The sequence below is a fragment of the Candidatus Culexmicrobium sp. genome, from assembly GCF_058356305.1.
The window spans coordinates 38,182-64,800 of sequence record NZ_JBTVBB010000015.1; the positions used below are offsets into that span (position 1 = coordinate 38,182).

Consider the following 26,619-nt stretch of genomic DNA (forward strand, 5'->3'; position numbering starts at 1 on the left):
AGCCTTATGCATGTAAAACTTTTATATTATCATATTTGATTTTCTACTTTCCAATGGAAATTTAAGTGTAAGTTTTTAAAGATGATTTAGGAAATGAGTTCGAATATTGGTCGACTATTGACTAGGAAGTATATAAGCTTAAAGTATTTATCAGGTCATACCATTGCGGTTGATGCTTTAAATACATTGTACCAGTTTTTATCAATAATTCGGTTACCTACTGGATTACCGTTAATGGACTCAAATGGAAATATAACTTCTCATCTTGTTGGTCTTCTTTATAGGAGTATCAGTCTCCTTGAAAACGGCATTTTACCTGTATATGTTTTTGATGGTTTACCGCCAAAATTTAAGTTGAAGGAATTAGAGAAGCGGAGAAAGATTAAAGAAAAGTTTACTAAAGAATGGTTTGAAGCATTGAGTAGAGGTGAAATTGAAAAGGCTTTTAAAAAATCTGTTATGACTGCAAAAGTTACAACTTCAATAATTAATGAGGCTAAATATCTACTCGACTTAATGGGGTTTCCGTGGATTCAAGCTCCATCAGAAGGTGAGGCTCAAGCAGCATATATGGCAAAGAAAGGAGATGTCTATGCCTCAGCTTCACAGGATTATGATTCCATACTCTTTGGAACACCATTTCTAATTAGAAATTTAGCTATTGAAAGTAGACAATTCTATCCTAAACAAGGAGTTTTCAAAAAACTTCGTCCTGAATTAATTTCACTGAATGAGACTTTACGTAACTTAAAGATAACTAGAAAACAATTAATTGACATTGCCATATTAATTGGAACCGATTATAATGAAGGAGTGAAGGGTATAGGTCCAAAAAAGGCTTTAAAACTAATAAAAATGTATGGCTCACTTGAAAAGGTAGTTAAAGCATTAAAAATAGAAGTTGATTTTGACATTGATTCGATAAGAAATTTATACTTAAATCCTCCAGCAATTGATAATTACAAAATTGAGTTTAAAGAACCAAATTTAAATGAAATTAAATCTTTTCTGCTATCAAAACAGTTTAATGTTGGGAGAGTGGAAAGGGCAATAGTAAGATTGGAAAAGGCCCATAAAAGTATCAAGGCGATAAAGACTGATCAACATGAGTTATTTAAATGGCTTAACCGATAAACTTATTGATGAGTTTTAAAGAAGACCCATTTTTGTTCATTAGTGATTCTATAGCCTAGATACTCATAGACTTTAATTGCTACTTGGTTATCCTTTCTAACATGAAGTCTAGCTTTAGCACCACTATTAATGGCATCTTTAGTTATAGCTGATGTGACGATTTTACCATAACCTCTACCCCTAAAATCTGGATGCGTATAAACTGCACCAATCATCCATACTTCTGGCATTCTAACATAAGCACTAGAAACAGAAGCAAGCTTACCATCAACATATACTCCATACCATCTCCACTTAACTAGAAATCTCTTTAAATTACTGAGTTTCCAGTCTCCATTTTCACAATTTAGGAGTTCAAGAAGCTTCTCAGCGTCATCCACTCCAAGTCTTACTGAAAAATTGTTTTCCATGGGTTTAAAAGTGTCTTCGTCTACCACCATATTCAAATAATCATTAACTTTAACTTCTCCATTTTTATTCAAGTAATTGATAATTGGTTCTAACAAATCGTCATTATAAATTTGTATGACTGAATTTTCATTTAGTGGGATTTTATCAATTAAGTTGAAGGCATCACCCCAAACATGAATACCATAGCCTCTCCAGCCCTTCCAAATCAAAATATAGCCAATAATACTGTCATTCCTAAGATTGAAATATACCCTTGTATTCTCTAATTCATATATTAAGTCGTAAGCCAGATAAACGTGAGTTAATGGGTCTCCTAAGTACAAGTCTACAATTTTCTTCCACAATTCTATGTTAAGCTTATTCATGTTAATTAAGTTCATATATAAAGTTATGTTACCCATAAAATATATGAAGTTTCTTTATAACATTCATTGACATACAGGAAATTGTGAACTTATAAAGCGAGGTATTATGCTTAATTAAATGAGTTTTCCGAATGTGTATTACTATGGAGAGGATATTTTGTTTCACCTGAGAACATTTATATGTTGTTTCTTAATTAATATAATTATGAATCAACAATTTGTTGATAGAGAAGCTGAATTAAGTTTTCTTGAAGATAAGTATGCAAGTAGTGGGGCACAACTCATAATAATTTATGGTAAGCGGAGAATTGGAAAGACTTCATTGCTATTGAATTTCACTAAGAATAAGCCATACATATATTTCCTATGTGAAAAGACAAGTGTTAAGCTGAATTTATTGAAGATGGCTAGGAAAATGGCTGAATATCTGGGTAGAGAGAGTTTTTCACGGATAGCTTTTATTGATTGGGAGGATCTTTTTAGAGAGTTTCTAGATTGGAAAACTTCAAGGGAGAAAGTGGTTATAGTATTTGATGAATTCCCTTATTTAATTGAACTTGACAAGGGAATTACTTCAATTTTCCAGAAGATATGGGATGAATATCTATCAAAGAGAGATGATATAATGCTAATACTATGCGGATCAAGTGTTGGAATTATGGAGACAGAAATTCTAGGTTATAAAAGTCCTCTTTATGGTAGGAGAACAGGTCAATGGAAGGTAACTGAATTAGATATAAGAAGTATTTGGAAGTTTATACCAAATTATAGCTTTGAAGATGTATTATATGTGTATGGCGCTATTGGAGGCACCCCAGCTTATCTAGCAAAATTAAACAATAAATTGAGCTTCTATGAGAATATTTCAAATCTATTCCTTAGAAAAGGTGGTGAATTATATGAGGAAGCTGAAAATCTATTAAGACAAGAGTTGAGAGAACCAAGAAATTACAAGCTAATACTAAACGCACTTGCGGAGGGATATAATCGGGTGGTTGAAATTTCAAATTTAACCGGTCTAGACAAAGCAGCAGTATCAAGATACCTAGAAACACTACAACTATTAGATATAGTCGGCTATGAGACACCGATACTTGAAAAACCTAAAACCAAAAAGCGTTTCTATTACATAAAAGACAATTACTTCAATTTCTGGTTTAGATACATATATCCAAATAGAGATCTAATTGAAGAAGAAAAACCAGAAGTAATATTAACTCAGATAAAAAGAGACTTAAACAATTATATGGGATATATATTCGAGAGAGTGGCTAAAAAATTCATTTATAAAACCAATCAAATTCCTTCCAAATTTGTGAAATTAGGGCGACAATGGTGGAAAACCAAACGAGGAGAAGCATTAGAAATTAATATTCTAGGATATGATAAAAATAAAGAAACTTATATAGCCATCGAAGTTAAATGGAAAAATCTAACATCGAATAATACTAAAAGAATACTGAGCAAATTAAAAATTAGAGTTGAAAAACTAAACATTAAGGGCAAAATATATTATGGCATAATCGCCAAAAACATCCAAGACAAACAAAGCTTAAAGAATGAAGGATACCTACTTTTCGATCTAAAAGATCTCCAAGAAACATATATTCAACAGTAATTTAAGAAATAATTTCATAAAATTTCTCAGAAGATAGCAAATAAACAAGTGGGTTTGATTTAACTTTCCTATACAGTTTTTCATCTGCTGTTACAAATGGGCATTTTTCTTTCTCAGCTAATGTCAAATATGATGCATCGTAAAATGTAATATTATAATTGAAGGAATTTATTATTATTTTAAAGGCATCCTCTATTGCTAGATCTACTAGTTCAAGATGTATTTGAAATAAAGCTTCTGAAGCCTTTATAACATCCTCCTCTTCAAATTCAGGACTATATCTTAAAGCATTACAAACTTCATAAATAATTAATTTAGGAGCCAAAAGAAGACATTTCCCATAAACATGCATCTTTCTAAGCATTAAAGCTCTATCTCTATACTCCTCATTAACGAACCACTTTACAATCACTGATGCATCAACAACAATATTCATTTTATTTTCTTCTACCACGTTTTTCTCTCCACTTTCTAATTTCATCAACTCCTCTCCACATACCAGAAGTTTTCTCCGCTAATTTATCCATAATTTGACAAGCCATTTTCATTTCTTCCTCTCTAATCTTTTCTTCAATGGCCTTTCGAATATACTCAGCCCAATTAACATGTTTAAATTGACGCATTTTCCTTTTAACGTCCTCTCTAATCCTAACTGATATGATTGACATCCATACCACTAAAACATCATTGTAATACAATAACATTTAAATTTTTTGTTATACTTATAATTTAAACAAATTTTAATTACTCATTACAATCAATGCATATATAAAATAAGATCATCAATTATACAGGGCTAATACGTTACATTAGATCTACTGAGCCAAATATATCTGAACGATATCACCCTTTTTGTTACATATAATTTTCACTTTATCTCTCCATTTTTCCTCATACTCTTTAGTTAAACAATTCCAAAACCCACTATCATAAACTACTAATCCATATTCCAATGCCTCTATAATGGTTGTATCGAAATTCTTCAAGGCTTCTACAGCTTCTTTAATTGTATATGATTTTGGATCAATAATTCCCACATTTCTCCCTAAAATAACATTTTTTAAGTCCCCTTCACTTCCAACTATTACTACTAAGTCTATGTCACTAGAAGTTTTCCATGATCCTCTAGCCCTGGAACCTATGACAATAACTGTTCTTAAATTAACACCTCTACTCTTCAAGTCATCTAAAAATTCTCTTAAAACATCTTCAGCCCTCCTTCCATTCCAAATCAACCCAAGCTCTAACATAATTCTTCAACTCTCTTCCAAATCTTCTCCATAATTTCTATACATTTCTCTGCTGTTCCCTGTTATACCTTATTCTAAACCGACGACTAGCATTCGGATATCGGGAAGCATAATAATGAATTGTAAGTTCACGCATTTCCTCCTCTACAACAACTACATTTAAAACTTTAACTCCATACTTATTTTCAATATATTCCAATAAACTAACAATATCGTGAGTTGGAATAAAAGCACCAGCTTTTAAAGTTAAAGCCTTTAAAAGTTTTTCAACAGCTTGTTGAGCATGATAACATGCTTCTCTCCATTTTCCATGATTAAATCTATCGTGAGCTTCCTCTCTATTCTCTTCAGCATATTTTAACCACTCCCTCCACTCATTATTCCTTAAACTTGGCAAATGTTTCCCCAAGAATAATATATCTAGACAAATATATTAATAAGATAATTTTATTTGTCAAAATTTACAACCTGTGGTGCTTAACCTTTAATTATCATCCTTTTTCTCCTCAACTTCATTTTATATATTATGAATCCGAATGAAATAGATGTTAAAAATATTATTAAAACTCCAAGAATCTTGAGAGAGTTAAGTTGAAATTTTACTTCGTATTCCTTTTGAACAATTTTAAATTTAAATTTGATGTCATCTATGCTTTCTCCAGGTATATGACTTAAGTTTTCATCTCTGCCCCATGGATTATTAGTAAATTCTATTCCTTCAATATCTAGATTTAAAATATAATGACGTTGAACAGTGTATGGTATGGGTATGTAAATGTCAATAAATACGTATTTCCATTCCTTTGGACTATAAAACTTAATATCAATAATACTCTGCTGAGCTTTACTATGCGTCTTTAAACCTTCAGTCACATTTAATAGTTTAAGTACATTAAGCACATATATCTCTCCAACCTTAAATTTAAAATATTGCGGAATAACTTTCTGTACAAATAATTTCTGACCCGGATATAATTGTATGTTAAATGCTGAAACTTTTCTCATAAACCTCTCATTTATAACAAGTGAAAATCCATCATCAAACTTTACATCCATAATCCTATTAACTAATTTCTCATATAGCATTCTACTATAAGTTAGATTATAGTAAAATATAACAAAGCTTTTCCACTTCCCAGTAATTTTATCAATCCAATCACTAAAATCAGTCTTCCAAAAAAGAAGTTCCTTTACATCAAGTTTATATGAAATTTCATGAGCAATCTCATCAGCAAATAACTTTACATCATCAACTCTAACATCTTCATATCTAACCATAATATTTATGTAGCCACCTCGATATGAAATCTCAACCATGCTTGGAATTTTCTCTATCTTCTTAATCTTCAACAAATCGATAAATGGTTCCTTAAGTGAAACATCAAGGATTATTATTACCGTTCCATCTTCCTTAACTGATATGGACAATCTCTCCTTTAATTCCCCATTAAAATTATCTGCAATTCCAACATTACAATAAGCTATAACAAATAATAGAGCTAAAAATATAGCATTTGTAGTCTTAAATTTATAATTCATCATAACTTTCATGAAACTTAAAAGATGAAACACCATAAAAAACTTAAGTGAAATATATTTCAAAATTAACAGTAAACAATATAGTCCATCATTCCCCAATCGTCCTGAAACGTTGGATAAAATATCACTAGATAAACTGCATAATCAGGATAAAAGTAGTATAATCCATATCCATAACCGTCAGTATAATAAATTGTTTTTAATGCCTCCTCATTTGCGTTTAAGAACTTTAAACCTAGCACCCCATCATTAGGCGTAATCTCAAACCAAAACATAGCTTCCACTAGTACATGAGGGACTGGCGTTAAGATCTCCATTTCACTTTCACCATAATATAATGTACCTTCAAAGTATTCCTCAAATGCAGGCTTGACATTTTCTTTAGCTAAAGCAATTAAACTAAACATGCTTAATGCAATGATTATAAACAACATAGTTACTTTTTTCATCTTTTCACCGATAAACATATATAAAAAGAATAATTTAAATTCACCTCTGGGGATTTCGAATGACCAAAAAATTTTATCTACAAGTTATACTTGTTTTAATCTTTACAATTCCCAATACATATATTAAATATGAAAAACCTCAAAATATTATGTAAATAGATTCTTCCCTGAATCAAAAGATGTACTTATAGTTCAAATATATCCTAATGGTAGTCTAAGCATTTATATCTCAACATTTATCTCAGATAGTATTATGAACTTTTCTGATATAAAAAGAGGATTTATGGGATTAAATATTGATTTCAAGAGGAAAATACTTCGTTTCGGTTATAATTTGAAAGTAATTTCTTATGAAGAGGCAAGATTTTACTCTTATAAAATTGTAGAGAAATTGAATGCTTATTCTAAATTAAAGTTGATCAATGAAAGAATAAACTCATTTTATAACTTAAACTATATTGATTTCATATATGAACTCCTCAACCCAGATTATGAAAAGATCTTCAAAATAATCACACATTTAAAACCAAAAAAAGGATTTATGCAGCTAGTTACAAGAAATTTGTTAATACAAAGTAAAGAACTTGGCTTTATAATATACCATGATGAAAGTGTGGGTATAACGAAAACTAAGATTTTCGTAAAGATGCTTTTAAACAATACTTTCAATTTTTCATCTGGAAAGACTTATATTTTAAATCTTTTTCAACTTCTAAATTATAACCATTCAATAATTACTAGAGATGACATACCAACAATATTTTCAATTTATTTAAATAAAGGAAAGACTTTCGATTATATAATCACTAAAATAGATATCCCCCTGGAATATCGAGTCTTAAATGTAAAGATAAACTATCCATCTGAAATAATTGGTAGAATTCAAATAACAAACGAAGATATCCCCCAATATGTACCTTTAAAGACGAGCATTGATCATATAATTGTCAAATTTAAAGTTGTTGAGTATGGTTTCAAATTGTCTCCATTTTCAATGCACCTGCTTGGGTATGTGATTCTGATATTGCTTTTAATAGCTTTGACATTCATATTTCATCATCTCGAGTTGTTTGATAGAATAATTAGAAGCATTTTTTTGCGTATATCAAATATATAGTGCTGATGATGTTAATTTATTTTTATTTTTATGTCAATTAAAATTAAGAAAATAAATAATAAGATAAGTATATTAAGTTTTTAAATTTATTTTACTTTTATGAGGATTTTAAACTATTCACCACACCACGAAACTAAACCATAATAATAAACCGTGCCATAATCAGGTTGAAACTTATGATAACGAAGTACGAGATAACTACACACCCTAGGATATGTGTCATACATTCTCTCTATATATCCATTAGTAAGTAAGTCTTTAACCACAACTCCCTCATCATCATAAATATATAAGTATAATTGAACTTGAGATGGATGCCAATCTATTTCAACTGCAAACAGTGTAGATGGCCCTATATCCCATAGCTGGCTCCAATCTCCCCAATTAAGTTCTCCACATATAATTGTTTCACCTAATGGCTGAACATCTTTCTCTTTTTGAGCCATAACTAAAACTTGAATTGATATTGCGGGAATCAATATTAAGAATAATGTTAGTGGTTTCTTCTTCATAAAATCTTCCTCCGTTATATATATATCCTAATTTTATAAACTTTACTGATATGAATAGAAAAAAGTTGAACATAAGTGCTCTAATACTATTTTTAATATTTCTATTATCTACTCTTAATATCTTATTCACAGTTGAAGGTTATTCTCCAATCATCTCTACATCCAGAAGTAGACTTTTGAACACATTTCAATATAGGCCGGAGGATCAGCTGTTTATCATCGTTTACCCTAACGGTAGCTTAAGGTTAAGCATATCAACTTATACAGAAAAAACTTTCATAGATATCCATGACATTAGAGAAGGTTTCCACTCGCTTCTCATTATTTTCAAGAATCCCCAAAAATCAACTGTAGAGATTAGCTTTGATTTGTCAAAAATAAGCTTAGAGGAAGCAAAAATAAAAGCTGGGAAAATAGCAAACAGATTAAACAAAATATTTAACATAGCTTTAAACTTTACTAGCAAAGAAATAATCGACTACACTTATCCACAAACTCATCAACGGATAAATCGTGTTATTTTTCGATATATAACTATAAAAATTGATACTTGGAGAATAGCAGACATATTCATAAAATTAAAGCCAGATGAAGGATTCGCATCTCTCCTAAGAAGAGAAGTAATGAAAGGAAACTACAAGCTAAAGTTCATAGTAATCCATCTTACCCAAACAGCTGAGATAAAAGTTCAATTAATCTTCTCTAAACTTTTTCCATCATTTTTTAAATTTAAACCTGGAAAAACATATGTCCTCAATATATTTAAGCTATTGAATTATACTGGGAGCATAAGTACGCATAAAACCCTAAATTCAGTCTTTCTTATTAATCTACGATATCCACATGGATTATCTTATAAGATTACAAGAATTGAAATACCAATTCCATATACTATAAGTAAGCAATCCAATGAAGGATATATCATTGACAATTTCCTCGACCTTCCCCAACATGAGACAACTATAACTCACATGATTGTTGAGTTTAAGGTTGTTGAATCAGGTTTCAAGCTAACAGTGTTGTTATCACGATTAATGGGCTACATATTATTAGCCGTAATAATTGCAGTAATAGGCTTTATATTATACCGATTTAAAATATCTCGTATAACTGCTAAATAGTGAACAAATAAACAAATTGATTTATTCATTAGTTTCATCTTTCTATAATGTTTATAATACATCTTACTTTTCTACTCGAATTTAGCAAATTAGAGAAGCTACTCAGTGAGTATGATGTTAAATTTAGTCTTAAAGAACTAATAAAGCTTTAACGTTTATTAAACCACCATTCTGTCTTAAATTCAGCGTACCCTTCATAGTATATTTCTCCATAATCAGACTGATATGGATGATACCATACTCTTAAATATTGTACTACTCTATCGCCAAAGTCGATGAACGCTGAGTCGGCTCCACCAGTAAACAATAACCTATTTACATAACCCTTGTAGTAATCATAGAAATAGATGTAAATTGTAACTCTGCTAGACCACCACCACACTTCAACATATAAATATGATGCAGGTCCACAATCATGATATTCAGACCATTCACTCCAATTTAACCAACCTGAGAAAGTCCATGAAGGTGATTCTTGAGCAACGGCAATAATACTTGTACTAATAATGGCCATACTTATTAAGACAGTTAATATACATTTATTTTTCATTTTTAATCCCAAAATCATGAAATAAAAACTTTTATATATATATCGGAAAATTATTTCTCGAGAAAACATGCCTAAAGATAAGATAATAGTATTTTGTCTTTCAATTTTCATTTTTTTAGGTAGTCATTTTTCTTTTCTTATAAAAGCGAGTTTTGAATTTGAGGAAGGGGTTAACATATCTATTGGACGAGAGAAAATTGACCAAATTAGTATTATTGTCAATGATACGGGGGATATCCAAATTGCTTTTTCAACATTTATAGATACTTCGCCCATAAACTTTCAATACGTACCTGAAGGATTGGAAGGAGTTTCCATTAAATTTACAATCAAAGGCTCTCTCACAGTAAGATTTAACTTGAAAATCGTCTCTAAGGAACAGGCTAGATTAGCTTCTGAAAATATGGTTTCCAGATTAAGTGAAGCATTAGGATTCAATTATAAGTTTCAAAGAGATGAAATACAAAGATATGTTAGTCCTTCTGGGACTCAATCTATCGAACGAGCATTATTCCATTACGAGATAACAAAGATAAATCGAAGATACTTAATAAGCAAAATTAAAAATCTTAAGCCAAATGAAGGCTTTATGTCGCTAATAAATGAAGATGACTTGCAAAACGTCGACAAAATCGAATTATACATAAGCCGTGACACGCACACTGGTGAAATAAAAACAGAGTTAATCTTAGTTTTCTATTTCTCTAATTACTACAAGTTCAAGCCAGACAACACCTATACTCTAGATATCTTTGACATTTTTAACCGAAGTGAGCCAATAAAAACACACAGTAAAATGATGACTGGCATAAATATTGAATTAACAACACCACAAAATATGGACCTCATTTTTCTTAAAATAGACTTGCCAATGGACTATTATACTAGTAAAAGTGAAAAACAAAGAACATATTCAATATTCGTTGATCCATGGTCCACTCCCATGCAGGGATATGGACTAATAGTTAAACGATTTTTTATTGAATTCAAAATTGTTGAGTCAGGTTACATTTCACCAATATCCTTGCAAACATTAGGCTACATAATATTGATAGTTACAATTATAGGAATTGTAGGCTTCATAGTATATCGCCTTAAATTATTATCCAAACAACATTTTTAGTGATCATCATTATCTGAACTCGATTTTCATTTTAACAATTAATGTAAAATTTTAAAAATTAATTGTATTATCTTGAAGTTTTCTTCGGTTACGGTCGTTTTCCTAAAGCCATTCAACATAACCCCAATAGTCTACATCGCCATAGTTGTTTTGATATTCATGGTACCAGAATTTGAGGTAGTTAATTAGAATATTATATCGAAGGCATAGGTCATAGAAGTCATACATTCTCTCTACGAAGCCCCCAGTAAGCAAGTCTCTACTACGTGCAACCTTATTATTATCATAGAAGTATACATAAAGCGATGCCTGTGAGGGAAACCATTCTAATGACAATGTTAAATATGTAGTCGGTCCTGAAAGCCAATATTGACTCCATCCTCCATATTCTAGCCATCCATACAATTCAGTATGCCCCCATAATGGTTGGACAATGCTATTGTTAGTTGCAGTTGCCATTTTTATTAAGCTTAACAACATTAACACTACAATTATAGAAGTTAATGCTTTTCTTTTCATAAACGATTCACCCACAATATATATATTCAAAGAATATAAATTTTACTTAAATGAATAAAAATAATAAAAACTCTAGAAAAAAAGAAGGATTCTTAATATTTCTTCTACTTCTAGCTATATTTTCAGCTTTCTCCCTAAGTAATAATTTTTCAATAGTATCTTCTTCAGATATACATGGAATTGGATTGTGGTATATAGATCAATTAGTTTTATTTGTTCATCCAAATGGTAGTGTAACTGCAATAATTGACACATTTTCTAATAATCTCTTCATGGATTTTTCTAATATTAATGCAATTTTTGGAATAACAATCTTATGCACTATTGATGAGAGGCTTTCATTAAACATAAGATTTGACTTAAGTGATATCAGCATTGAAGAGGCAAAGCTAAAGTCCGTTGAAATAGTCAATAGATTACAAAGCATCCTTGAAGCAGACTTTAAATTAGTTAAAGAAAATAGAGTCAACTATATTACTACGTCTGGAAGGAGAGTAGATTTCATTATCTTTTATTATGATACATCACAAGAACTAAATTATGATAAAGTTATTGAATTATTTTTAAATGTTAAGCCTAAAACAGGTTTTTCTATGCTAATTAGCAAAGAAGTTATCACGAAGGGTACGCTTATAAAAATCAACACATTTTATGAATATCAAACAGGCGAAGTTAAAGTTAACCTATCATTCTCGAAAAAATTCAAATCATATTTTAAATTCAAGCCTGGCGAAACATACATTCTCGACGTATTCAAACTATTTAACTGCACAAGTGGAATAATACCACACAGCTCACTAGACACAGTGTTCTGGCTTCACTTTGAATATACATATGGAATGGATTATAGATTCACAGAAATCAAAATACCAATAAATTATCGGATACATCATATCGAAGGTGATAAAGAGTATATGATCACTAACGAACCAAACTATTCTCCACGCAAAACCCCTATTAACTACATGACAGTTAGGTTCAAGGTTGTTGAATCAGGTTTCAAACTATCTCTCCTTTCTACGCAATTACTTGGATACATAATTTTAATATTCATCCTTACCCTCCTAATCTTTATGTTTTATCACTTTGGATTATTTAGTAAAATAAAAATGTTTAGCTATGTAGAAGACTTTTGTAAAGTGATTAACTTGCATTTTCATTTTTGTATTAATTTTATGATTATTAGGTTTGTAGTTAGATGATAAAAATAAATTAGGGGTTAGTGTTCAGTCTATGGTGGACCTATAGACCTTGTATATCCTGTGTAATCCAGCGTGCCATAATCAGGCTGATACTTATGATACCATATCTGCAACCAATACACGACATTTGGATAGAAGTCATAGTATCCATAACCATGTCCATCAGTATAATAAAGTGTTTTTAAAATCTGAGTTTTATCATAATTATAGAAGTACATGTATATGGATGCACTTGTTGGCCAGTATTGAATCCAAACTTCCAATTCTAAAGCTGGACCAGACTTGTGGTATGGAGAATATTCATTCCATTCAAGAAGCCCTTCAAAGCCCCACTCACCCAAGGGTTCAACATTACTCTTACCCTGACACAAAGGTAGTAACCCCATCATTGACACAAAAACTAAAAGAAATATCACTTCCTTTTTCATAGAACCACCGATATGTATATATAAAAACAATATAAATATTTCGTTGAAAAATGAAGAGGCATCAATTTCAATCATTCCTGATATTCGATGTGTTTATCCTTCTAATTCTTTTTTCAAAAACAATTGCATTTAATTTTATAGTTTCCAAAAATTTTAATGTTAAAGAACTTGAAGTCGATCTTCTCGATCAACTTATTATTCGCGTATTTCCTAATGGTAGCGTTCAGATTGGATTAACTTCCTACATAGACGGAAGTTTTATAACTATTCATGATGTAAAGAAGGGGTTAATAGGTTTTAATTTAAAATGTAAGCCAACTAGCGGGATTCTTTTCGTTGGATATGACTTAAATAAAATATCAATCGAAGAAGCAAGAGTTAATGCATATGAAATAGCTACTAGAGTTGGTGAAAGACTAAATATGAAACTTAATTTTGTTAGAGAAGAAAAATATGAGTTTACGGTTCCAATAACAGGAGAGACCAGAAAAAGATCAATTTTTTATTTTGTAATTGAATCAATGAATTATGATAGACTTGTAAATGAAATCATGAAAATAAAGCCAAAGGAGGGTTTTTTACAACTAGTTCATGAAGATTTATTAATAACCGCACCTATTGAATTGACGACTTTTTATAGTGATATGACTGATGAAGTTAAAACTAGCATTCATACTGTGTTTGTTATGTCTAGCGTTTTTGAATTTAAAGCTGGCAAAAACTATGTTCTAAATATTTTTGAATTACTTAATCATAGTGGATCTCTTCGAACACATAGTAAGATTGATACATTATTTTTCATTGAATTCATAAAACCATATGATCTTGATTTCATTTTTATAAAGATTGATTTACCCATAAATTACGTTATTTCTAGTGGTAGATGGAATGACCATAAAACATATATAATACGAACAGATATTGGTTTTCCATTAAAATATGGTTTAACTGTTGATAGAATGATTGTTGAGTTTAAGGTTGTTGAATCAGGTTTTAAGCTGCCCTTTTCCATGCAGTTGATTGGATACTTAATTTTATTCTCCATTTTAATATTTTTAACTATTATATTTTATCACTTCAAATTATACAGTAAATTTAAGAAAAAGATGTATTGAGCTAATCCTATGGGATCCAGCACTCACCCCAATATTGTACATCGCCGTAGTCTGGTTGACTTTCATAGTATGTAATGTCTACATATGTTGCTGCATCAGGAAATATATAATACTCACCGCTCCCCCATCCATTCGTATAAAGATCAATTGGCTTTAGTGTTCCGTCATAGAAGCTAACATATCTTATCCAAAGGTTTACTTGGTCAGGAGCATATTGTAGTTCTATAATAAAGTAGCTAGGATCATAAGGCTGTAAACTATGTTGACCATAGTTTTTATAGGAGCTTTCTCCATGAAATAGAAGACCGTTAAGATCAATTGTTGTAGCTAATGGTTCTATTTGCTCTTTACCTAGTGTGATGGCTTCAGCTGTCATTAACAGAAAACATAATTATATTTATTTTCATTATTTTCACCAAATTAATAATAAAAAGATATATATCTTTCTTTAAATGTAAGTATAGAAATCATATGTATAGGTGGAATATTTATGAAAAAATGAGATATAGCCTTCTTTACTCTTTTAATTTTAGTATTAATTTTACCATTAGCATTGTCGATGCTTCCTTAAATAATGAATTTTTTGTAAATAAACGTGTTTTCTATTATGAAATGTTGCAAGTTCAAGTCTGGGTTAATGGAAGCATAAGTGTATGGGTGGATTCTCAAGTTCAAAATCCATTTTTCGATATATCTGACTTCAGCAAGGGACTTGAAGCATCTCTTATAAGAATTAAAAAGTCTAATGCAATTTTTATGTTAAGCTATAATTTAGAGAAAATAAGCTCTGAAAAGGCGGATTTTTACGCAAATATTTTCTGTGAAAAGTGGGCTTCAACGTTGAATGGCCAATATACCTTAAAATCTAAAAATCAGCAGTCTTTTTACTCTCCAACTGGAAAGAGGTATACTTTCATGAATTATGAATATGAGATAAGCGATATCGATGTAGAGAGAGCAATGAGTTTGTTTTTAGAATCTAAGCCTAAAAATGGTTTCCTAATGCTCATAAATAAGGGTAATATAAGAACATTTTCTGAACTGAGGTTTGAAATATCAAGAGATGATGCTGGCAATTTATTTTATCGAGCAGATACTATAGATGTTTCCCCTACTTTAATTATAAAGCTGGTGAAACATATACACTTGACATCTTTAATTTATTCAACTTTACTGGACCACTAATAATTAACAGTCAATCTTTTCTTTCAATAATTGACATTATAATTTGGCTCCTCCCTATTTTAGACTTCATAATAACTGAATCCAAGCTACCCACACAAATACATATAAGCAAAAGCTCTCTAATGGCCGAACATCCAACAATAGAAATAACAAATGGATATATCATGAATTTTAAACCAGGCGAAAACATTAAAGAACTCCTAATAAAGTTTAAAGTTGTAGAAAAAGGCTTCCAAACATCTTTCACCGCCATTCAAATCATTGGAATAATATTCATAGCTACATCAATAATGATTATCGGTCTAATATTATATCGCCGCCAACTTCATAGAAGAAAACAAACTTCTAAAAGTGAGAAAGATAAGCTTAACTTTCACTCAAAGCTCCACCTATATTTTAATAATTTTTTCTATGAAGAAAAATTAATAATAAATACAGGGAGAAGCTATTCCTAGACAAAGAAATTAAACAACTTAAATTAAATTATACAAGGTTATTTTGATCTCTTCAATTTGAGCTTATATATTATAATTCCAGCAATAGCAAAAGCTAAAGAAGCCATCACTATGCCAGTTATATTTATTAGATTTATAGGTTGTTTAAATCCAGCTTCAACAAGTTTAAATTTAATTTTGATATTATCAATGAGTTTTCCTGGAATGTTAGTATCTCCACCAAGAATATCATTTGTAATAGTATACTCCTTCAAGATGCCCTGCTGGAATCCTCTTCCAATTCTATACTGTAATGGGAAGTAGATATCTTCAAAAATTATGTCAGTATATGTTGGACGCTCAATTACTACTTCAATTATAGAATACCAAGACTTCTTGCTCGCCCTCAACTCAACATTCCTTCCAAGCAACTTCATCAAATCAAGAGTATAAGACTCTCCAACCCTAAAATCAAAATAATTTGGAAGAAAAATACGTACACTAACCCAATTTTGATTTTCATATAAGATACACCTTATTATTATGGCTGATTCATTAGGATAAAATGTTTTTCTATTAAAGATTGATATGAAACCATCTTCAGGCCTCAACTCAAAAAACCATTGTACAATTTTTTCAAAGCTAATTCCAGTAAGATTGTACTCAAAGTTTACGAAGCTCACTCTTTTCCCAGTTATTGGGCTTATGGTATCAATTTTTTCGCTTCGGAACAAAGCATAGCTTTCTCCATTTAACTCTAAAAGAATTCTCTTAACTAGCTCTTCAGCCAAAACCTTAGCTTCGTTTGCGTCAATATCATATGTGTCGTATGCTACTTGTATATGTGGAGTGCCACGCCAGAATATAAGCCAAAAAGTTCTTAGATACCTTTTATCCTTATCATTAACTCCAATTAAATCTAATATTGATTTCTCTGTCCTACTCATAGCTCCAATGGAGACAGTTCCATCACTATATACCTTTATAGTAAGTAGTTCATAGAAAGGCAATTTACAATAAATAATAATAAATGTAAAAATAACTAATAGAATTAAGACTGTTGTAAATAAATATACTCCAATTTTTCTCATTTCAATATGTAATTATCGATACATATATATATATTTCTTTCTTAATTCAATATTATTGGTGATTTTATGATAAGGAAAATATTACCTATAATACTCTTGTTCTGCGTTTCAATAGCTGTGCCATTATCATTTGCAAAAAGTGAGATAAGGCCGACAGGATATGTCGATATTGAGGGTTGGCTATATTATATTGGTGATAAGGATGAGTATGGCATGTTAGATGGATTGTGGCCTTCATCATATATTGTAGTAGATTTTCTTCTATTGTACCCTGATCCTAAGGAAGGATTATATATCTTAGTGGAAGGCTTTCTATTGCCAAATACTGATGAACCAGTTGACTATGGACTTATTCATCCTGGATCACTAGTATGGCAAGTGGAGTTAACTGGAGGTACTATGGATTTAGTTAGAATAACATATTATGCTTGGACGGGTGAAGGCTCTCCTCCTGATGTGTATTATTGCGGGGAAATATATTATGGCGGCGAAGGACCTGTATAATCCTTTAATTTTTATCATTTTTATAAAATGTCTTAAGTTGCTCTGTGTTATATTGACTCGGAAAAAACAGTGTTATTTTTCTTTCTTTTTTCTAGTATCAATGAAATTATGCATGTTACGACTATTATGATTATTAGCCATCCGATAACTATGTATAAACTTGAGCTGGGTAGCTTAAAGCCGTATTCAACAATTTTAAAGGTTATACGCATATGATCCACAACTACATTTCCAGCAAGCTTGCCTAGGGTGCTAATTGTTATATATGGAGGTAAGGGTTGATCTCCATAAACACCTCTACCCACAACATATTCAAAAGGCAAATCAACATCGACTAATTCCGCTTGAAGGCTAGAGTATATCTTATTTGAACCATACCCATAATATAAGAGAGTTATTTCTACTTCACTTTTCCTTTTTATTTCAATTGAGCTGGTGAAGTTGAATAGTTTGAAAATGTCTAGGGTGTATATGTTGCCAGCCTTAAAATTGAATACATTTCTAAATTTTTTGCTGAAGGTTAGTTTGCCATAGCGTATTCCAGGATAAGCCCATAACCAAACCTTGTCTCCAGGGGATGATATTTTCTTATTTATAAGAGTCATCCACCCTTCGTCTGGTTTTAAAGCTAAAAACTTATCAAGAATAACATCTGGATTAAAGCCACTAGCTGTAAAATTATAGTCAATCCATCTAAGGAGACCTCTCGGAGTGGAAAATGATCTTGGGATTCTAGCTGAAAACTCAAATTTAATTCCAAGCCAATTCTCCAGAATTTCATTAACTTTATCGGCATAAACATCAGCCTCAGCCTCACTTTTAGAGTCTAAATGCAACCTTAAAAAACAATCTAACTTTTCATCATCAACATAGTACTGTAACCATAAGTAGTTGGACCCCATAGTCGCTGGAAAGGATGGAAGATTAAAAGGTAATTCAACAAAATAACAATGAATTCCAATTTGGACATCACCATTAACCCAAACAAGAACTGTAATAGCATCAAATTCAGAATGCTGAGCAAAAGTAATTCCTGGAAACAGAGAATAAAGTATTATGACACATACATAGATTGACATAATCAAAGAAAAAAATTACCATTTCTCCACATACCACATATATTTCTATTTATAGTAAAATTTAAGTTTTTCCTCATTAATAAAAGTGAATGGTGAAAATTGTTGAAAAAAGAACGATTGTTGGTATTAGCAATCTATATGTTATCCCTTTTAACAGTTCAAGCATTATCCTCATCAGAAGATATGCAACCTTTAGGTTGGATGTGGCTCTGCGGCTGGTTACCATATGAAGGAGCCACATACTCACATGAATTTTCAAGTCTTGTTACCTCCTTTTTAATAATGGACTTTTCATGGAGTGGCCCATATACTGTGCTCAGAGTGAAGGTTATGATTGGCAGTATTGGCAGTGACTGTATTTATTATGAAGATTGGGCTGCTGGTGAAGGAGGCGGATATGTAGATTATAGGTACTTCGACTATCCCGCAACTGAAATCGTCTTTGTCTATTATGAGTATTTTGGTGATGAGCTTGGTAAAGATCCTAATCCTCCTGAGATAGACTATGTAGGATACTGCGAATACACTGATTAAATAAACGACAAAAACTAAATCTTAACTTTTAGGCTAATTTCAATTTAAACATTATAGTTGCTCTAATATCTCAATTTTATTCTAACTCTATGCTGATATCATGTGTAAGTATAGGAAAAAAGTATGTATAATAATTTATTTACATTAAATTTTATTTTTCTTCTTAAAGTAATAGTATACAATGAAAATTGAAAAGGATAAAACCATACCAATAATTATATACCCAACCATTTGAGATGAAAAGGAAGGTAATTTAAAACCCCTCTCCACAACTTTAAATTTAATGTACAGTTCATCTATCTGCTCACCAGGTAGGAATGGTGATGGTGGGTCGTTTTCAAACGAAATTGCAAATTTACCCTTCCTGATACTCATTTTTGAGGGAACTCTAGCTTCAAGGAGGGCAATATCAAAGTTTGAACGCTTCCACAAAAATATCCAAATTGTTGAACTAAAAGAGTCATCATTAACCCTTAATGGACCAGTGAAATTAAATAATTTAAAGACGTCAAGAACATATACTTGACCAGTTTTGAACTTAAAGTAGCTTGGAAAATAGCCTTGATAAGCCAATTTATATCGGATATTGCCAGTCTCATCTCTAAAAATGCTGAAATAAAACATATTAGAACCTTTAATGCTATCCACACTTAATAAATCTAGAAAACCATTCTTAGGCTTATATTTCATAAAAAGATGAATCGCCCTGTCAACACTTAAACCCTGTATTTCATATTTATAAAATACAGAATGATAAGTTTTCCCAGTTAAAGGTGATGTAATAGATACTTCCTTAACATCCACTAACTCCCCCTCACCCCCAAAAACTGAGAGCCATTTCTGACATAGTTCGTTAGCATAAATATCCGCTTCTTCTCTACTAATCTTATTCAAGTCATAATGCACAGTTACTTTTGGCTGTTCATTCTTCTTTACAGTTAAACCACAACCAAGAAGACCTTTACTGACATCTGAGATCTCAAGAAATGGATTTGAAACTAAAGATTCAAGCCAAACTAGTATACTTCCATTCTCCAAAACTTGAACTTGAATATGCTCATAAAACCAAACTTTAATTTCATTAATCGTAATTTTACTACAATCAACAGAAAATTTAGGAAAAGCTTGAATAACACCAATACAGTAAATTAGCATTATGACTGAGAGAAACTTGAATGCTATGAAACTCTTCATATTCATCAAATAAAAGTTAATAGGAAAGAATATATATATATATATATATCGATAATTTATTTCTGGTGAATAAATGTGAAAAAAAGAATAATTATACCATTAATATTTTTGTTAGCATCTAGTGTTTCAGTCCTAGCAAAAACACAGGTAAAACCTCTTTCTGCTACAATCGACCTATTTGGCACATTAAATCATGGGGAAAGCTCTTATGAAAACTATGGTCAGCACAGTCTACAGCCATACAATCCGCATTATTTCATAATTGAAATGTGGTATACTCCAGATGCAGTGAATTTATGGATAAGATATTACAGTTTCTATGAAAACTGTCTAAAGCCAATAGACCTATATACGAATGGATGGGGGAGCGGTGAGTATTATATATTTCCTGATGCAGCAACATATGTAGACATTACATACTATGAAAGTCAACCAGACTACGGCGATGTACTTTATAACGGCGAATGCTGGATTCCCTCTGGATGGGACTGATATTCTTTCTTTATTATTTATCTTTTTAAATTTGAATTTCATAGTAGTATGTGGGGGATAGCTGTGATGAATAGTCGTTGTTGGCTATTGGTTTTTGTTACTTGTTTTAGCTTAGCTGGAATTGTTCCTGTTTTTTGTGGTGTTGTTGATGTTGATTTGTGGTGTGGTTCTCCGAGTAGGGTTGGTTTTGCTGGTGAGAGTTTTGTCTATAGTTTTGATGTTAGTTATGTTGGCCGTTTTCCATTTGTTGATTTAAGCTTTTGGATTGAGGGTCTTCCTGATGATTGGTCTTATAGGTTTGTTTTGGATGGTTTTGAGGTTGATATGGTTCGATTGTTGAATGAATCTCGTGTTTCTTTACAGCTTATTGTTGATGTCCCAGTTGATGCTTTGCCTGGTGATTATAATTTTCGTGTTTTTGTTGGTTATGATCATCCTCCCTATGAGAGTTTTTTGAGTTTTAGGGCTGTTGTTAAGCCTGTTTTTAGGAGTTTGAGTGTTTCTTGTATGGTTCCTGCTAAGGTTGTTGAGGTTGGTGGTAGTGTTGGTTTTGATTTGAATTTACGTTATTTTGGTCCTGGTGATGTCTTCAATTTTACTGTTTTGAATCTGCCTTCTAGCTGGGATGTTCATTTTATTTATGGTGGTGATGAGGTTTTGCTTTTGTCTTTAAATGATGGTGATGTGGTTTCGCTTAGAGTTGTGTTTGATGTTCCAGTTGATGCTTTGCTTGGTGATTATAATTTGACTATTAAATTTTTTTCAAAGTTTGTTGAGAGAGATTTTAGCTTGATTGTTAGGGTTGAGTCTGCTGTTGGTTTGAATAGGGGTTTGAAGCTTTATGTTGATTATCCTGTTATTGATGTTGAGGCTGGTAAGTTTGCATATTTTACTTTGATGATTCATAATATTGGTGTTGTGGATGAGCTTGTCTATTTGAATGTTTCTGGGAAGCCATCTGGTTGGAGTGTTTCCTTTAGGGTTGCTGGTAAGCGTGTTCATGGTTTGCTTGTTCCTGCTGGTGCTTCTTCAAGTGCTGTTGTTGAGATTATTCCTTCACCTTACGTGGAGCTTGGTGAGCACAAATTTAATATTACTGCTTTTAGTGAGGATGGAGTTGTTTTTGATAGTATTGTTTTGGTTGTGAATGTATTTGGTAGTTATAGTTTACGTGTTTATTTTCCAGAGTTTCCTTCACCCTATTTCAGTATAACTTCTGGTGAGAGTAGGAGTTTTACTGTTACTGTTGAAAATAATGGTATTTTAAATGTAACTAATTTGTATTTGTCTATTGATGTTCCTTCTATTGATTGGGAAGTTGAAATTGAACCTAAGAAGGTTATTTTGCTTCGTCCTGGTGAATCGGTTGATTTTAAGGTGGATTTATATGTTTCAACTATTGTTTCTGCTGGTGATTACTTTTTGACTGTTAAGGCTATTTCTGATCAAGTTTCCTCTTCCTCTAGGGATTTAAGAGTTTCAGTAACCAAGCCTCTTGAGTGGGGTTATATTGGTGCTGGTTTAGCTGTAATTGCAATTGTAATTGTACTTTTGATTTTTAGGCGGGTTGGGAGGAGATAGCTTTGAATGTTATTATTGAGACTGATAATTTAACTAAGATTTATTATGTTGATAATAGGGAGATTTATGCTGTTGATAATCTTAATTTGACTGTTTATGAGGGGGAGTTGTTTGGTTATCTTGGCCCTAATGGTTCTGGTAAGACTACCACTATTCTAATGCTCTTGGGTTTAATTTCTCCTACTAGTGGTGGGGGTAGGGTTGCTGGTTTTGATATTGTTAGGGAGTCTAGAGATGTTAGACGTGTTGCTGGTTTTATTCCTGAGAAATTTAGTTTTTACATGGATTTATCTGCCTATGATAACTTGGCTTACTTCGCAAAGTTGAATGGTATTCCTAGGGATGAAATTGATGATAGGATTAAGTGGGCTTTAGATATTGTTGAGCTATCTGATTGGATTAATGCTCCAGTTAAAACTTTTTCTCGTGGTATGAGGCAGAGATTGGCCTTGGCAAACATTCTAATTAAAAGGCCTAAAATAATCTTTCTGGATGAGCCAACCGCTGGACTTGATCCATATGCAACTGCTAATTTTAGATCTCTAATTAAACGGCTTAATAAGAATTTTAATATCACTATTTTTCTCTCAAGTCATATGCTTCATGAAGTTAGACAGATCTGTAATAGAATCGGTTTTCTTAATAAGGGTAGACTTGTTGCAGTAGATACGGTTGAAGGTTTTATGGAGAAGATGGGTATTAAGATTGTTTTGGAGGTAACAAGTCTTAGTGATAATCTTGTAAGGAAGATTGAATCTCTAGATAATGTTAATAGGGTTGTTAAATCTAATGGACAACTTATCATCTATGCTAGGGATGATGTTAGACTTGATATTTCAAAAATTGTCACTAGTCAGGGGGAACATATTTTGACATTAAAGATTGAGCCTCCAACTTTGGAGGAAGTCTTCTTTGTCGTTTATGGTGGTGAGGGGAGATGAGTATTCTTACAGTTGCATTAAAGGAGTTTTCAGATCAGGTTACTAGTCGAAGATTCTTAATTCTCTTCATCCTATTAAGCATACTCACTGTTTTATCTGCATTTTCATCTGCAAGCAGAGTTATGGGTGGCTTCTCCATTACTTTTTCAGATATACTGACTTCTGGTTCATTATCAATTATCTATTTGATTGGTCAGCTTGGTCCTTTAATTGGTATTGCTCTTGGATTTGACTCTATAAGTAAGGAAATTGAGAGTGGATCAATTTTATTGTTGCTTTCATGTCCAATTTATCGTGATACAGTTTTGAATGGCAAAATTCTTAGTGGATTACTAACTATTCTCTTAACTTTGGGTACCTCAATAACCTTACTGACTGGATTTATATTAGCACAATTAGGAATAGCTCCATCTGCAGAGGAGTTAATAAGATTACTAATATACTTTGTCTTTGCAGTAATCTATATTCTAACCTACATGGCTTTAAGCCTCTTAACCTCGATAGTCACCAAGAAGACTTCAATGTCACTATTAATCTCCATATCAATCTGGATCTTCTTCACATACCTAATACACACCATTGCAAGCTCCATTGCTTCACTCCTCCCAGAAACTGATGTAGAAGGAAGAATAAGGGTATTAACCATAATTTCTCTATTCACACCATATAGACATTACAACACCTTCAGCAGAAACATTATAAGCCCTAAATTTTCAATAGACCCCTTCAGCATCTTCCCAAGAAGATCACCCTTCAAGCCTCTATCCCTAATGGAAAGCTTAACCCTCTCATGGCCAAACCTAGCAATAATAGCATCATTATTAATAATCTTTTTAGCTACATCATATATAAAATTTTTAAAAGAAGAAATAAGATAGCATAAATTTATTTACACAAAAATAAAATGAGATTAGGGTACATCACTATCCGGCCCAAAAATATTGCATAAGCCATCATATATTACATCTGGCTCATCTGGTTCGTCACCATAATAGCTATCATAGTAGAACTTAATGTAGTAAGTGTAGTCTGCCCCAGTATAGAAATATCTGTAATCTACTCTTCCGCCAGCCCACATTTCATTTGTAATCTCTGATTCATCCCTACGTAGTAGGTATATTATCAGTCTTGTGTTGGGATCTTCCCATGAAAAACTATATATCTCAATGATTTCAGCACCAAGTCCTGGATAACCCTCCTGTTCATAAACACAATGCATTTCAGATCGATGCGTATCATATTTTAGCCATCCACTTAAGTAGCTAATGTAACCTACCTCTTGTGCTGGTTGGAAGTTTTTCTGCATGGATAATGGAATCATTGTTGCTGTCACTATCAGTATGATGATGATAAAGAATATTATTTTTCTCAGCATTTTACATCGAAAAATATAAAAAGTTAACTTGTATATATATATATTGCGGTTATGAAGTGGTCTACACTTCTTGTATGTCTTTTAGTGTTCTTATCCACTCAAATTTGTGTTGGAGAAGTTGAACGTCCACCAACAATGTATTTTGATGAATTAATTGTTAAAATTCATGAAAATGGTGATGTGAGTTTAGTTATTGTTTCTGAGTTGGAGGATGTCCCTATTCTTCTTCCTTATATTAGGGGTTTAGCTTGGGATGAGGTTCGTGTAATTTATCATGTTGGTAGACGTCTTGAATGTTTGCTTTGGTTTAGATTGAAAGAGATTAGTGTGGAAGAGGCTAAAATTAAAGCTCCAATGGCACTGGAAAAGATTGAGGAATGGCTGGAAGTTAAATTTGATGAAACATTAACTAAAATAATACATACTCCAAGAGAAGACTCACTAAATTATACTGCCAGGGCAAATACTTTTAATTCAGACGTTGTAACCGATAAGTTCTTGAGTTTAATTCCCAATGAAGGATTATTATCCCTAATAAGCAGGAAAACACTTAGAGGGGGTGATGAATTTGTTCTACGTTTAGTTGTAGGTAAAAAGGCTGGAAAAATGGAGTATAGATCTGTCAGGAGGAGTTATTTTAACTTTAGGATGGGGGAAACTTACCTTTTAGATGTTTTCGATTTGTTTAATTTTACTGGTCCTCTAATAGTTCATCATCTAGCTAATCATAACACATGGATAAAAATTGGTTGCAATTGGATTTGGACTGCTGATTTTAAGCTCCAATTAATAAAAGCAGAAATACCTTTTCCTTATAGAGTTGAACCAACACCACCATATGGTCTATCAAGACCTAAGGGAATAACTGGTTTTGACATTACAAATAAATTAATGTTCTCTCTCAAAGGTGGAGATAAAATAGAATATATGAGAATAACCTTTAAGGTAGTTGAACTTGAGTTTAAACGGCCAATAACTCCAATAAACATAACGGGAGTAATAATAGCAATATTGGCAATAGCCGTCACTGGCGCTATAGTATACAAGCTTAAATTAAAGAGACGTAGTTAGAGTGTCGTAAATTTAATTGGATTAATTTCCTATTGGTTTTATTTATTGGGTTGAGGGATTTGGGAAACTTAAATTAGCTGGAATGCTATTTTGATAATTGGGGTTTTATTTATGGTGAAGATTTTGAGTGATGAGGTCCTTGAAGTTTTGAGGAATATTAGGAAGTCAGCTTTCCCTCGAAGGAAAAGAATTGGTTATATGAGGAAAATTAAGATTATTAGGTGAGGTTATGGCTGGTAGAATTAGAGTTAAATTAAAAAGAGATGATTTGATGGTTGAGACGAGTGCTTTGCTTAATAGTGGTTTTGAAACTGATTCTCCTGATATTGTAATTCCAGTTGAATTGGCTAAGAGATTGGGTTTATGGCCTCCTGAGAAGAGTGTTTCTACTTTACTTGATACTGGTGGAGGAGAAGTGGTTTTACCGTTTTATGAGTCAGCTTTGGAATTGGAGTTGATTTTAGAGGATAGGGAAAATAAAAATTTACTTGTAAATGTAATTGTTAATCCACATATTAGTGAGGTATTGATTAGTGATTATGTTGCAAGTTTACTTGGTATAGTTTTATTAGATTTTAAGAGGGGTTTGTGGAGGTTAATTGATGATCCTCCAGATAAGGTTAGGGAGAGTTTTCCCTCCGAGGAGTGGTGATTTATCTGATATGTCAATTTTATCTTTGCATCC

General features: G+C 31.8%; 33 protein-coding genes. 17 read left to right on the forward strand and 16 right to left on the reverse strand.

All coding sequences use genetic code 11. From position 1 onward, the window contains the following. The first annotated feature begins 93 nt into the window (after positions 1 to 93). On the forward strand, positions 94 to 1,134 hold the full coding sequence (fen, locus tag ACW8TM_RS04310) for a flap endonuclease-1 (RefSeq protein ID WP_491532047.1): 1,041 nt from the start codon (positions 94 to 96) through the stop codon (positions 1,132 to 1,134). Between the two features lie 2 nt (positions 1,135 to 1,136). Here fen and ACW8TM_RS04315 read toward each other — a convergent pair whose 3' ends face one another. Continuing rightward, positions 1,137 to 1,910, reverse strand: a complete 774-nt coding sequence (locus ACW8TM_RS04315) for a GNAT family N-acetyltransferase (RefSeq protein ID WP_491532048.1) — start codon at positions 1,908 to 1,910, stop codon at positions 1,137 to 1,139. A 205-nt stretch (positions 1,911 to 2,115) separates the two neighbouring features. Between ACW8TM_RS04315 and ACW8TM_RS04320 the strand changes: the two genes are divergently transcribed. Next, the gene (locus ACW8TM_RS04320) at positions 2,116 to 3,528 is read left to right on the forward strand and encodes an ATP-binding protein (RefSeq protein ID WP_491532049.1); all 1,413 of its coding nucleotides are present in this window, start codon (positions 2,116 to 2,118) and stop codon (positions 3,526 to 3,528) included. Position 3,529: 1 nt separating this feature from the next. Here the strand turns inward: ACW8TM_RS04320 and ACW8TM_RS04325 are convergent, their stop codons facing one another. From ACW8TM_RS04325 to ACW8TM_RS04350, 6 genes are all read right to left on the reverse strand, one after another. Continuing rightward, complete coding sequence (locus ACW8TM_RS04325; RefSeq protein ID WP_491532050.1) at positions 3,530 to 4,009, reverse strand: type II toxin-antitoxin system VapC family toxin; 480 nt, start codon at positions 4,007 to 4,009, stop codon at positions 3,530 to 3,532. Continuing rightward, positions 3,966 to 4,196, reverse strand: coding sequence for a hypothetical protein (locus tag ACW8TM_RS04330; protein WP_491532051.1), 231 nt, complete (start codon positions 4,194 to 4,196; stop codon positions 3,966 to 3,968). The genes ACW8TM_RS04325 and ACW8TM_RS04330 overlap by 44 nt, the downstream gene beginning before the upstream one ends. Positions 4,197 to 4,343: 147 nt before the next feature. Continuing rightward, positions 4,344 to 4,778 (reverse strand): nucleotidyltransferase domain-containing protein, encoded by a 435-nt coding sequence (locus tag ACW8TM_RS04335; RefSeq protein WP_491532052.1) that lies wholly within the window; start codon positions 4,776 to 4,778, stop codon positions 4,344 to 4,346. A 37-nt stretch (positions 4,779 to 4,815) separates the two neighbouring features. Beyond that, positions 4,816 to 5,175, reverse strand: a complete 360-nt coding sequence (locus tag ACW8TM_RS04340; protein WP_491532053.1) for a HEPN domain-containing protein — start codon at positions 5,173 to 5,175, stop codon at positions 4,816 to 4,818. A gap of 80 nt (positions 5,176 to 5,255) precedes the next feature. Next, positions 5,256 to 6,320, reverse strand: a complete 1,065-nt coding sequence (locus ACW8TM_RS04345) for a hypothetical protein (RefSeq protein ID WP_491532054.1) — start codon at positions 6,318 to 6,320, stop codon at positions 5,256 to 5,258. Positions 6,321 to 6,382: 62 nt separating this feature from the next. After that, the gene (locus ACW8TM_RS04350) at positions 6,383 to 6,766 is read right to left on the reverse strand and encodes a hypothetical protein (RefSeq protein ID WP_491532055.1); all 384 of its coding nucleotides are present in this window, start codon (positions 6,764 to 6,766) and stop codon (positions 6,383 to 6,385) included. Positions 6,767 to 7,019: 253 nt separating this feature from the next. Between ACW8TM_RS04350 and ACW8TM_RS04355 the strand changes: the two genes are divergently transcribed. Continuing rightward, a complete protein-coding gene (locus ACW8TM_RS04355) occupies positions 7,020 to 7,883 on the forward strand; it encodes a hypothetical protein (RefSeq protein ID WP_491532056.1) in 864 nt (287 codons plus the stop codon). A 113-nt stretch (positions 7,884 to 7,996) separates the two neighbouring features. Here the strand turns inward: ACW8TM_RS04355 and ACW8TM_RS04360 are convergent, their stop codons facing one another. After that, entirely contained in the window at positions 7,997 to 8,395 is a 399-nt protein-coding gene (locus ACW8TM_RS04360) for a hypothetical protein (protein ID WP_491532057.1), read from the reverse strand. Positions 8,396 to 8,571: 176 nt separating this feature from the next. On the opposite strand from ACW8TM_RS04360, the gene ACW8TM_RS04365 reads away from it, so the two are divergent. Further along, positions 8,572 to 9,516, forward strand: coding sequence for a hypothetical protein (locus tag ACW8TM_RS04365; RefSeq protein WP_491532058.1), 945 nt, complete (start codon positions 8,572 to 8,574; stop codon positions 9,514 to 9,516). A 148-nt stretch (positions 9,517 to 9,664) separates the two neighbouring features. On the opposite strand, the gene ACW8TM_RS04370 is transcribed toward ACW8TM_RS04365, so the two are convergent. Next, on the reverse strand, positions 9,665 to 10,066 hold the full coding sequence (locus ACW8TM_RS04370; protein WP_491532059.1) for a hypothetical protein: 402 nt from the start codon (positions 10,064 to 10,066) through the stop codon (positions 9,665 to 9,667). Positions 10,067 to 10,133: 67 nt separating this feature from the next. Here ACW8TM_RS04370 and ACW8TM_RS04375 point away from each other — a divergent pair, with 67 nt between their 5' ends. Next, entirely contained in the window at positions 10,134 to 11,189 is a 1,056-nt protein-coding gene (locus tag ACW8TM_RS04375; RefSeq protein WP_491532060.1) for a hypothetical protein, read from the forward strand. Positions 11,190 to 11,291: 102 nt separating this feature from the next. Here the strand turns inward: ACW8TM_RS04375 and ACW8TM_RS04380 are convergent, their stop codons facing one another. Further along, positions 11,292 to 11,708: a hypothetical protein gene (locus ACW8TM_RS04380; RefSeq protein ID WP_491532061.1), complete on the reverse strand. Its 417-nt coding sequence runs from the start codon at positions 11,706 to 11,708 to the stop codon at positions 11,292 to 11,294. A gap of 185 nt (positions 11,709 to 11,893) precedes the next feature. On the opposite strand from ACW8TM_RS04380, the gene ACW8TM_RS04385 reads away from it, so the two are divergent. Continuing rightward, positions 11,894 to 12,910 carry a hypothetical protein gene (locus ACW8TM_RS04385; protein WP_491532062.1) on the forward strand — a complete coding sequence of 339 codons (1,017 nt, stop codon included), beginning with the start codon at positions 11,894 to 11,896 and terminating at the stop codon, positions 12,908 to 12,910. A 29-nt stretch (positions 12,911 to 12,939) separates the two neighbouring features. Here ACW8TM_RS04385 and ACW8TM_RS04390 read toward each other — a convergent pair whose 3' ends face one another. After that, a complete protein-coding gene (locus ACW8TM_RS04390) occupies positions 12,940 to 13,338 on the reverse strand; it encodes a hypothetical protein (RefSeq protein WP_491532063.1) in 399 nt (132 codons plus the stop codon). A gap of 50 nt (positions 13,339 to 13,388) precedes the next feature. Between ACW8TM_RS04390 and ACW8TM_RS04395 the strand changes: the two genes are divergently transcribed. Next, the gene (locus ACW8TM_RS04395) at positions 13,389 to 14,453 is read left to right on the forward strand and encodes a hypothetical protein (RefSeq protein WP_491532064.1); all 1,065 of its coding nucleotides are present in this window, start codon (positions 13,389 to 13,391) and stop codon (positions 14,451 to 14,453) included. A gap of 7 nt (positions 14,454 to 14,460) precedes the next feature. Here ACW8TM_RS04395 and ACW8TM_RS04400 read toward each other — a convergent pair whose 3' ends face one another. After that, the gene (locus ACW8TM_RS04400; RefSeq protein WP_491532065.1) at positions 14,461 to 14,829 is read right to left on the reverse strand and encodes a hypothetical protein; all 369 of its coding nucleotides are present in this window, start codon (positions 14,827 to 14,829) and stop codon (positions 14,461 to 14,463) included. A 281-nt stretch (positions 14,830 to 15,110) separates the two neighbouring features. Between ACW8TM_RS04400 and ACW8TM_RS04405 the strand changes: the two genes are divergently transcribed. Together ACW8TM_RS04405 and ACW8TM_RS04410 are read left to right on the forward strand one after the other, a co-directional pair. Beyond that, the gene (locus ACW8TM_RS04405; protein ID WP_491532066.1) at positions 15,111 to 15,638 is read left to right on the forward strand and encodes a hypothetical protein; all 528 of its coding nucleotides are present in this window, start codon (positions 15,111 to 15,113) and stop codon (positions 15,636 to 15,638) included. A gap of 164 nt (positions 15,639 to 15,802) precedes the next feature. Beyond that, complete coding sequence (locus ACW8TM_RS04410) at positions 15,803 to 16,093, forward strand: hypothetical protein (protein WP_491532067.1); 291 nt, start codon at positions 15,803 to 15,805, stop codon at positions 16,091 to 16,093. A 38-nt stretch (positions 16,094 to 16,131) separates the two neighbouring features. On the opposite strand, the gene ACW8TM_RS04415 is transcribed toward ACW8TM_RS04410, so the two are convergent. Beyond that, a complete protein-coding gene (locus ACW8TM_RS04415; protein ID WP_491532068.1) occupies positions 16,132 to 17,019 on the reverse strand; it encodes a hypothetical protein in 888 nt (295 codons plus the stop codon). Positions 17,020 to 17,229: 210 nt separating this feature from the next. On the opposite strand from ACW8TM_RS04415, the gene ACW8TM_RS04420 reads away from it, so the two are divergent. Then, complete coding sequence (locus ACW8TM_RS04420; RefSeq protein ID WP_491532069.1) at positions 17,230 to 17,667, forward strand: hypothetical protein; 438 nt, start codon at positions 17,230 to 17,232, stop codon at positions 17,665 to 17,667. Between the two features lie 47 nt (positions 17,668 to 17,714). Here ACW8TM_RS04420 and ACW8TM_RS04425 read toward each other — a convergent pair whose 3' ends face one another. Continuing rightward, positions 17,715 to 18,752: a hypothetical protein gene (locus ACW8TM_RS04425; RefSeq protein ID WP_491532070.1), complete on the reverse strand. Its 1,038-nt coding sequence runs from the start codon at positions 18,750 to 18,752 to the stop codon at positions 17,715 to 17,717. Positions 18,753 to 18,848: 96 nt separating this feature from the next. Here ACW8TM_RS04425 and ACW8TM_RS04430 point away from each other — a divergent pair, with 96 nt between their 5' ends. Beyond that, entirely contained in the window at positions 18,849 to 19,280 is a 432-nt protein-coding gene (locus tag ACW8TM_RS04430; RefSeq protein ID WP_491532071.1) for a hypothetical protein, read from the forward strand. 144 nt (positions 19,281 to 19,424) lie between these two features. Here the strand turns inward: ACW8TM_RS04430 and ACW8TM_RS04435 are convergent, their stop codons facing one another. Continuing rightward, positions 19,425 to 20,474, reverse strand: coding sequence for a hypothetical protein (locus ACW8TM_RS04435; protein WP_491532072.1), 1,050 nt, complete (start codon positions 20,472 to 20,474; stop codon positions 19,425 to 19,427). A 75-nt stretch (positions 20,475 to 20,549) separates the two neighbouring features. On the opposite strand from ACW8TM_RS04435, the gene ACW8TM_RS04440 reads away from it, so the two are divergent. The 4 genes from ACW8TM_RS04440 to ACW8TM_RS04455 all read left to right on the forward strand — a co-directional run bounded on the left by ACW8TM_RS04440 (position 20,550) and on the right by ACW8TM_RS04455 (position 24,366). Continuing rightward, positions 20,550 to 20,966, forward strand: coding sequence for a hypothetical protein (locus tag ACW8TM_RS04440; protein ID WP_491532073.1), 417 nt, complete (start codon positions 20,550 to 20,552; stop codon positions 20,964 to 20,966). 66 nt (positions 20,967 to 21,032) lie between these two features. Beyond that, a complete protein-coding gene (locus ACW8TM_RS04445) occupies positions 21,033 to 22,547 on the forward strand; it encodes a COG1470 family protein (protein WP_491532127.1) in 1,515 nt (504 codons plus the stop codon). Between the two features lie 2 nt (positions 22,548 to 22,549). Beyond that, a complete protein-coding gene (locus ACW8TM_RS04450) occupies positions 22,550 to 23,488 on the forward strand; it encodes an ABC transporter ATP-binding protein (RefSeq protein ID WP_491532074.1) in 939 nt (312 codons plus the stop codon). Then, entirely contained in the window at positions 23,485 to 24,366 is an 882-nt protein-coding gene (locus ACW8TM_RS04455; RefSeq protein WP_491532075.1) for an ABC transporter permease subunit, read from the forward strand. The genes ACW8TM_RS04450 and ACW8TM_RS04455 overlap by 4 nt, the downstream gene beginning before the upstream one ends. 32 nt (positions 24,367 to 24,398) lie before the next feature. Here the strand turns inward: ACW8TM_RS04455 and ACW8TM_RS04460 are convergent, their stop codons facing one another. Next, positions 24,399 to 24,863 (reverse strand): hypothetical protein, encoded by a 465-nt coding sequence (locus ACW8TM_RS04460; protein ID WP_491532076.1) that lies wholly within the window; start codon positions 24,861 to 24,863, stop codon positions 24,399 to 24,401. A gap of 51 nt (positions 24,864 to 24,914) precedes the next feature. On the opposite strand from ACW8TM_RS04460, the gene ACW8TM_RS04465 reads away from it, so the two are divergent. Beyond that, a complete protein-coding gene (locus ACW8TM_RS04465; RefSeq protein ID WP_491532077.1) occupies positions 24,915 to 25,934 on the forward strand; it encodes a hypothetical protein in 1,020 nt (339 codons plus the stop codon). 229 nt (positions 25,935 to 26,163) lie between these two features. After that, complete coding sequence (locus ACW8TM_RS04470; protein WP_491532078.1) at positions 26,164 to 26,586, forward strand: hypothetical protein; 423 nt, start codon at positions 26,164 to 26,166, stop codon at positions 26,584 to 26,586. Positions 26,587 to 26,619: the final 33 nt, after the last annotated feature.

Coding starts and splice junctions, on each gene's coding strand:
- fen (WP_491532047.1), top strand. CDS start 94: ATGAGTTCGAATATTGGTCGACTATTGACTAGGAAGTATATAAGCTTA.
- ACW8TM_RS04315 (WP_491532048.1), bottom strand. CDS start 1,910: ATGAATAAGCTTAACATAGAATTGTGGAAGAAAATTGTAGACTTGTAC.
- ACW8TM_RS04320 (WP_491532049.1), top strand. CDS start 2,116: ATGAATCAACAATTTGTTGATAGAGAAGCTGAATTAAGTTTTCTTGAA.
- ACW8TM_RS04325 (WP_491532050.1), bottom strand. CDS start 4,009: ATGAAATTAGAAAGTGGAGAGAAAAACGTGGTAGAAGAAAATAAAATG.
- ACW8TM_RS04330 (WP_491532051.1), bottom strand. CDS start 4,196: ATGTCAATCATATCAGTTAGGATTAGAGAGGACGTTAAAAGGAAAATG.
- ACW8TM_RS04335 (WP_491532052.1), bottom strand. CDS start 4,778: ATGTTAGAGCTTGGGTTGATTTGGAATGGAAGGAGGGCTGAAGATGTT.
- ACW8TM_RS04345 (WP_491532054.1), bottom strand. CDS start 6,320: ATGATGAATTATAAATTTAAGACTACAAATGCTATATTTTTAGCTCTA.
- ACW8TM_RS04350 (WP_491532055.1), bottom strand. CDS start 6,766: ATGAAAAAAGTAACTATGTTGTTTATAATCATTGCATTAAGCATGTTT.
- ACW8TM_RS04355 (WP_491532056.1), top strand. CDS start 7,020: ATGAACTTTTCTGATATAAAAAGAGGATTTATGGGATTAAATATTGAT.
- ACW8TM_RS04360 (WP_491532057.1), bottom strand. CDS start 8,395: ATGAAGAAGAAACCACTAACATTATTCTTAATATTGATTCCCGCAATA.
- ACW8TM_RS04370 (WP_491532059.1), bottom strand. CDS start 10,066: ATGAAAAATAAATGTATATTAACTGTCTTAATAAGTATGGCCATTATT.
- ACW8TM_RS04375 (WP_491532060.1), top strand. CDS start 10,134: ATGCCTAAAGATAAGATAATAGTATTTTGTCTTTCAATTTTCATTTTT.
- ACW8TM_RS04380 (WP_491532061.1), bottom strand. CDS start 11,708: ATGAAAAGAAAAGCATTAACTTCTATAATTGTAGTGTTAATGTTGTTA.
- ACW8TM_RS04390 (WP_491532063.1), bottom strand. CDS start 13,338: ATGAAAAAGGAAGTGATATTTCTTTTAGTTTTTGTGTCAATGATGGGG.
- ACW8TM_RS04395 (WP_491532064.1), top strand. CDS start 13,389: ATGAAGAGGCATCAATTTCAATCATTCCTGATATTCGATGTGTTTATC.
- ACW8TM_RS04400 (WP_491532065.1), bottom strand. CDS start 14,829: ATGACAGCTGAAGCCATCACACTAGGTAAAGAGCAAATAGAACCATTA.
- ACW8TM_RS04410 (WP_491532067.1), top strand. CDS start 15,803: ATGAATTTTAAACCAGGCGAAAACATTAAAGAACTCCTAATAAAGTTT.
- ACW8TM_RS04415 (WP_491532068.1), bottom strand. CDS start 17,019: ATGAGTAGGACAGAGAAATCAATATTAGATTTAATTGGAGTTAATGAT.
- ACW8TM_RS04420 (WP_491532069.1), top strand. CDS start 17,230: ATGATAAGGAAAATATTACCTATAATACTCTTGTTCTGCGTTTCAATA.
- ACW8TM_RS04435 (WP_491532072.1), bottom strand. CDS start 20,474: ATGAAGAGTTTCATAGCATTCAAGTTTCTCTCAGTCATAATGCTAATT.
- ACW8TM_RS04445 (WP_491532127.1), top strand. CDS start 21,033: ATGAATAGTCGTTGTTGGCTATTGGTTTTTGTTACTTGTTTTAGCTTA.
- ACW8TM_RS04455 (WP_491532075.1), top strand. CDS start 23,485: ATGAGTATTCTTACAGTTGCATTAAAGGAGTTTTCAGATCAGGTTACT.
- ACW8TM_RS04460 (WP_491532076.1), bottom strand. CDS start 24,863: ATGCTGAGAAAAATAATATTCTTTATCATCATCATACTGATAGTGACA.
- ACW8TM_RS04465 (WP_491532077.1), top strand. CDS start 24,915: ATGAAGTGGTCTACACTTCTTGTATGTCTTTTAGTGTTCTTATCCACT.
- ACW8TM_RS04470 (WP_491532078.1), top strand. CDS start 26,164: ATGGCTGGTAGAATTAGAGTTAAATTAAAAAGAGATGATTTGATGGTT.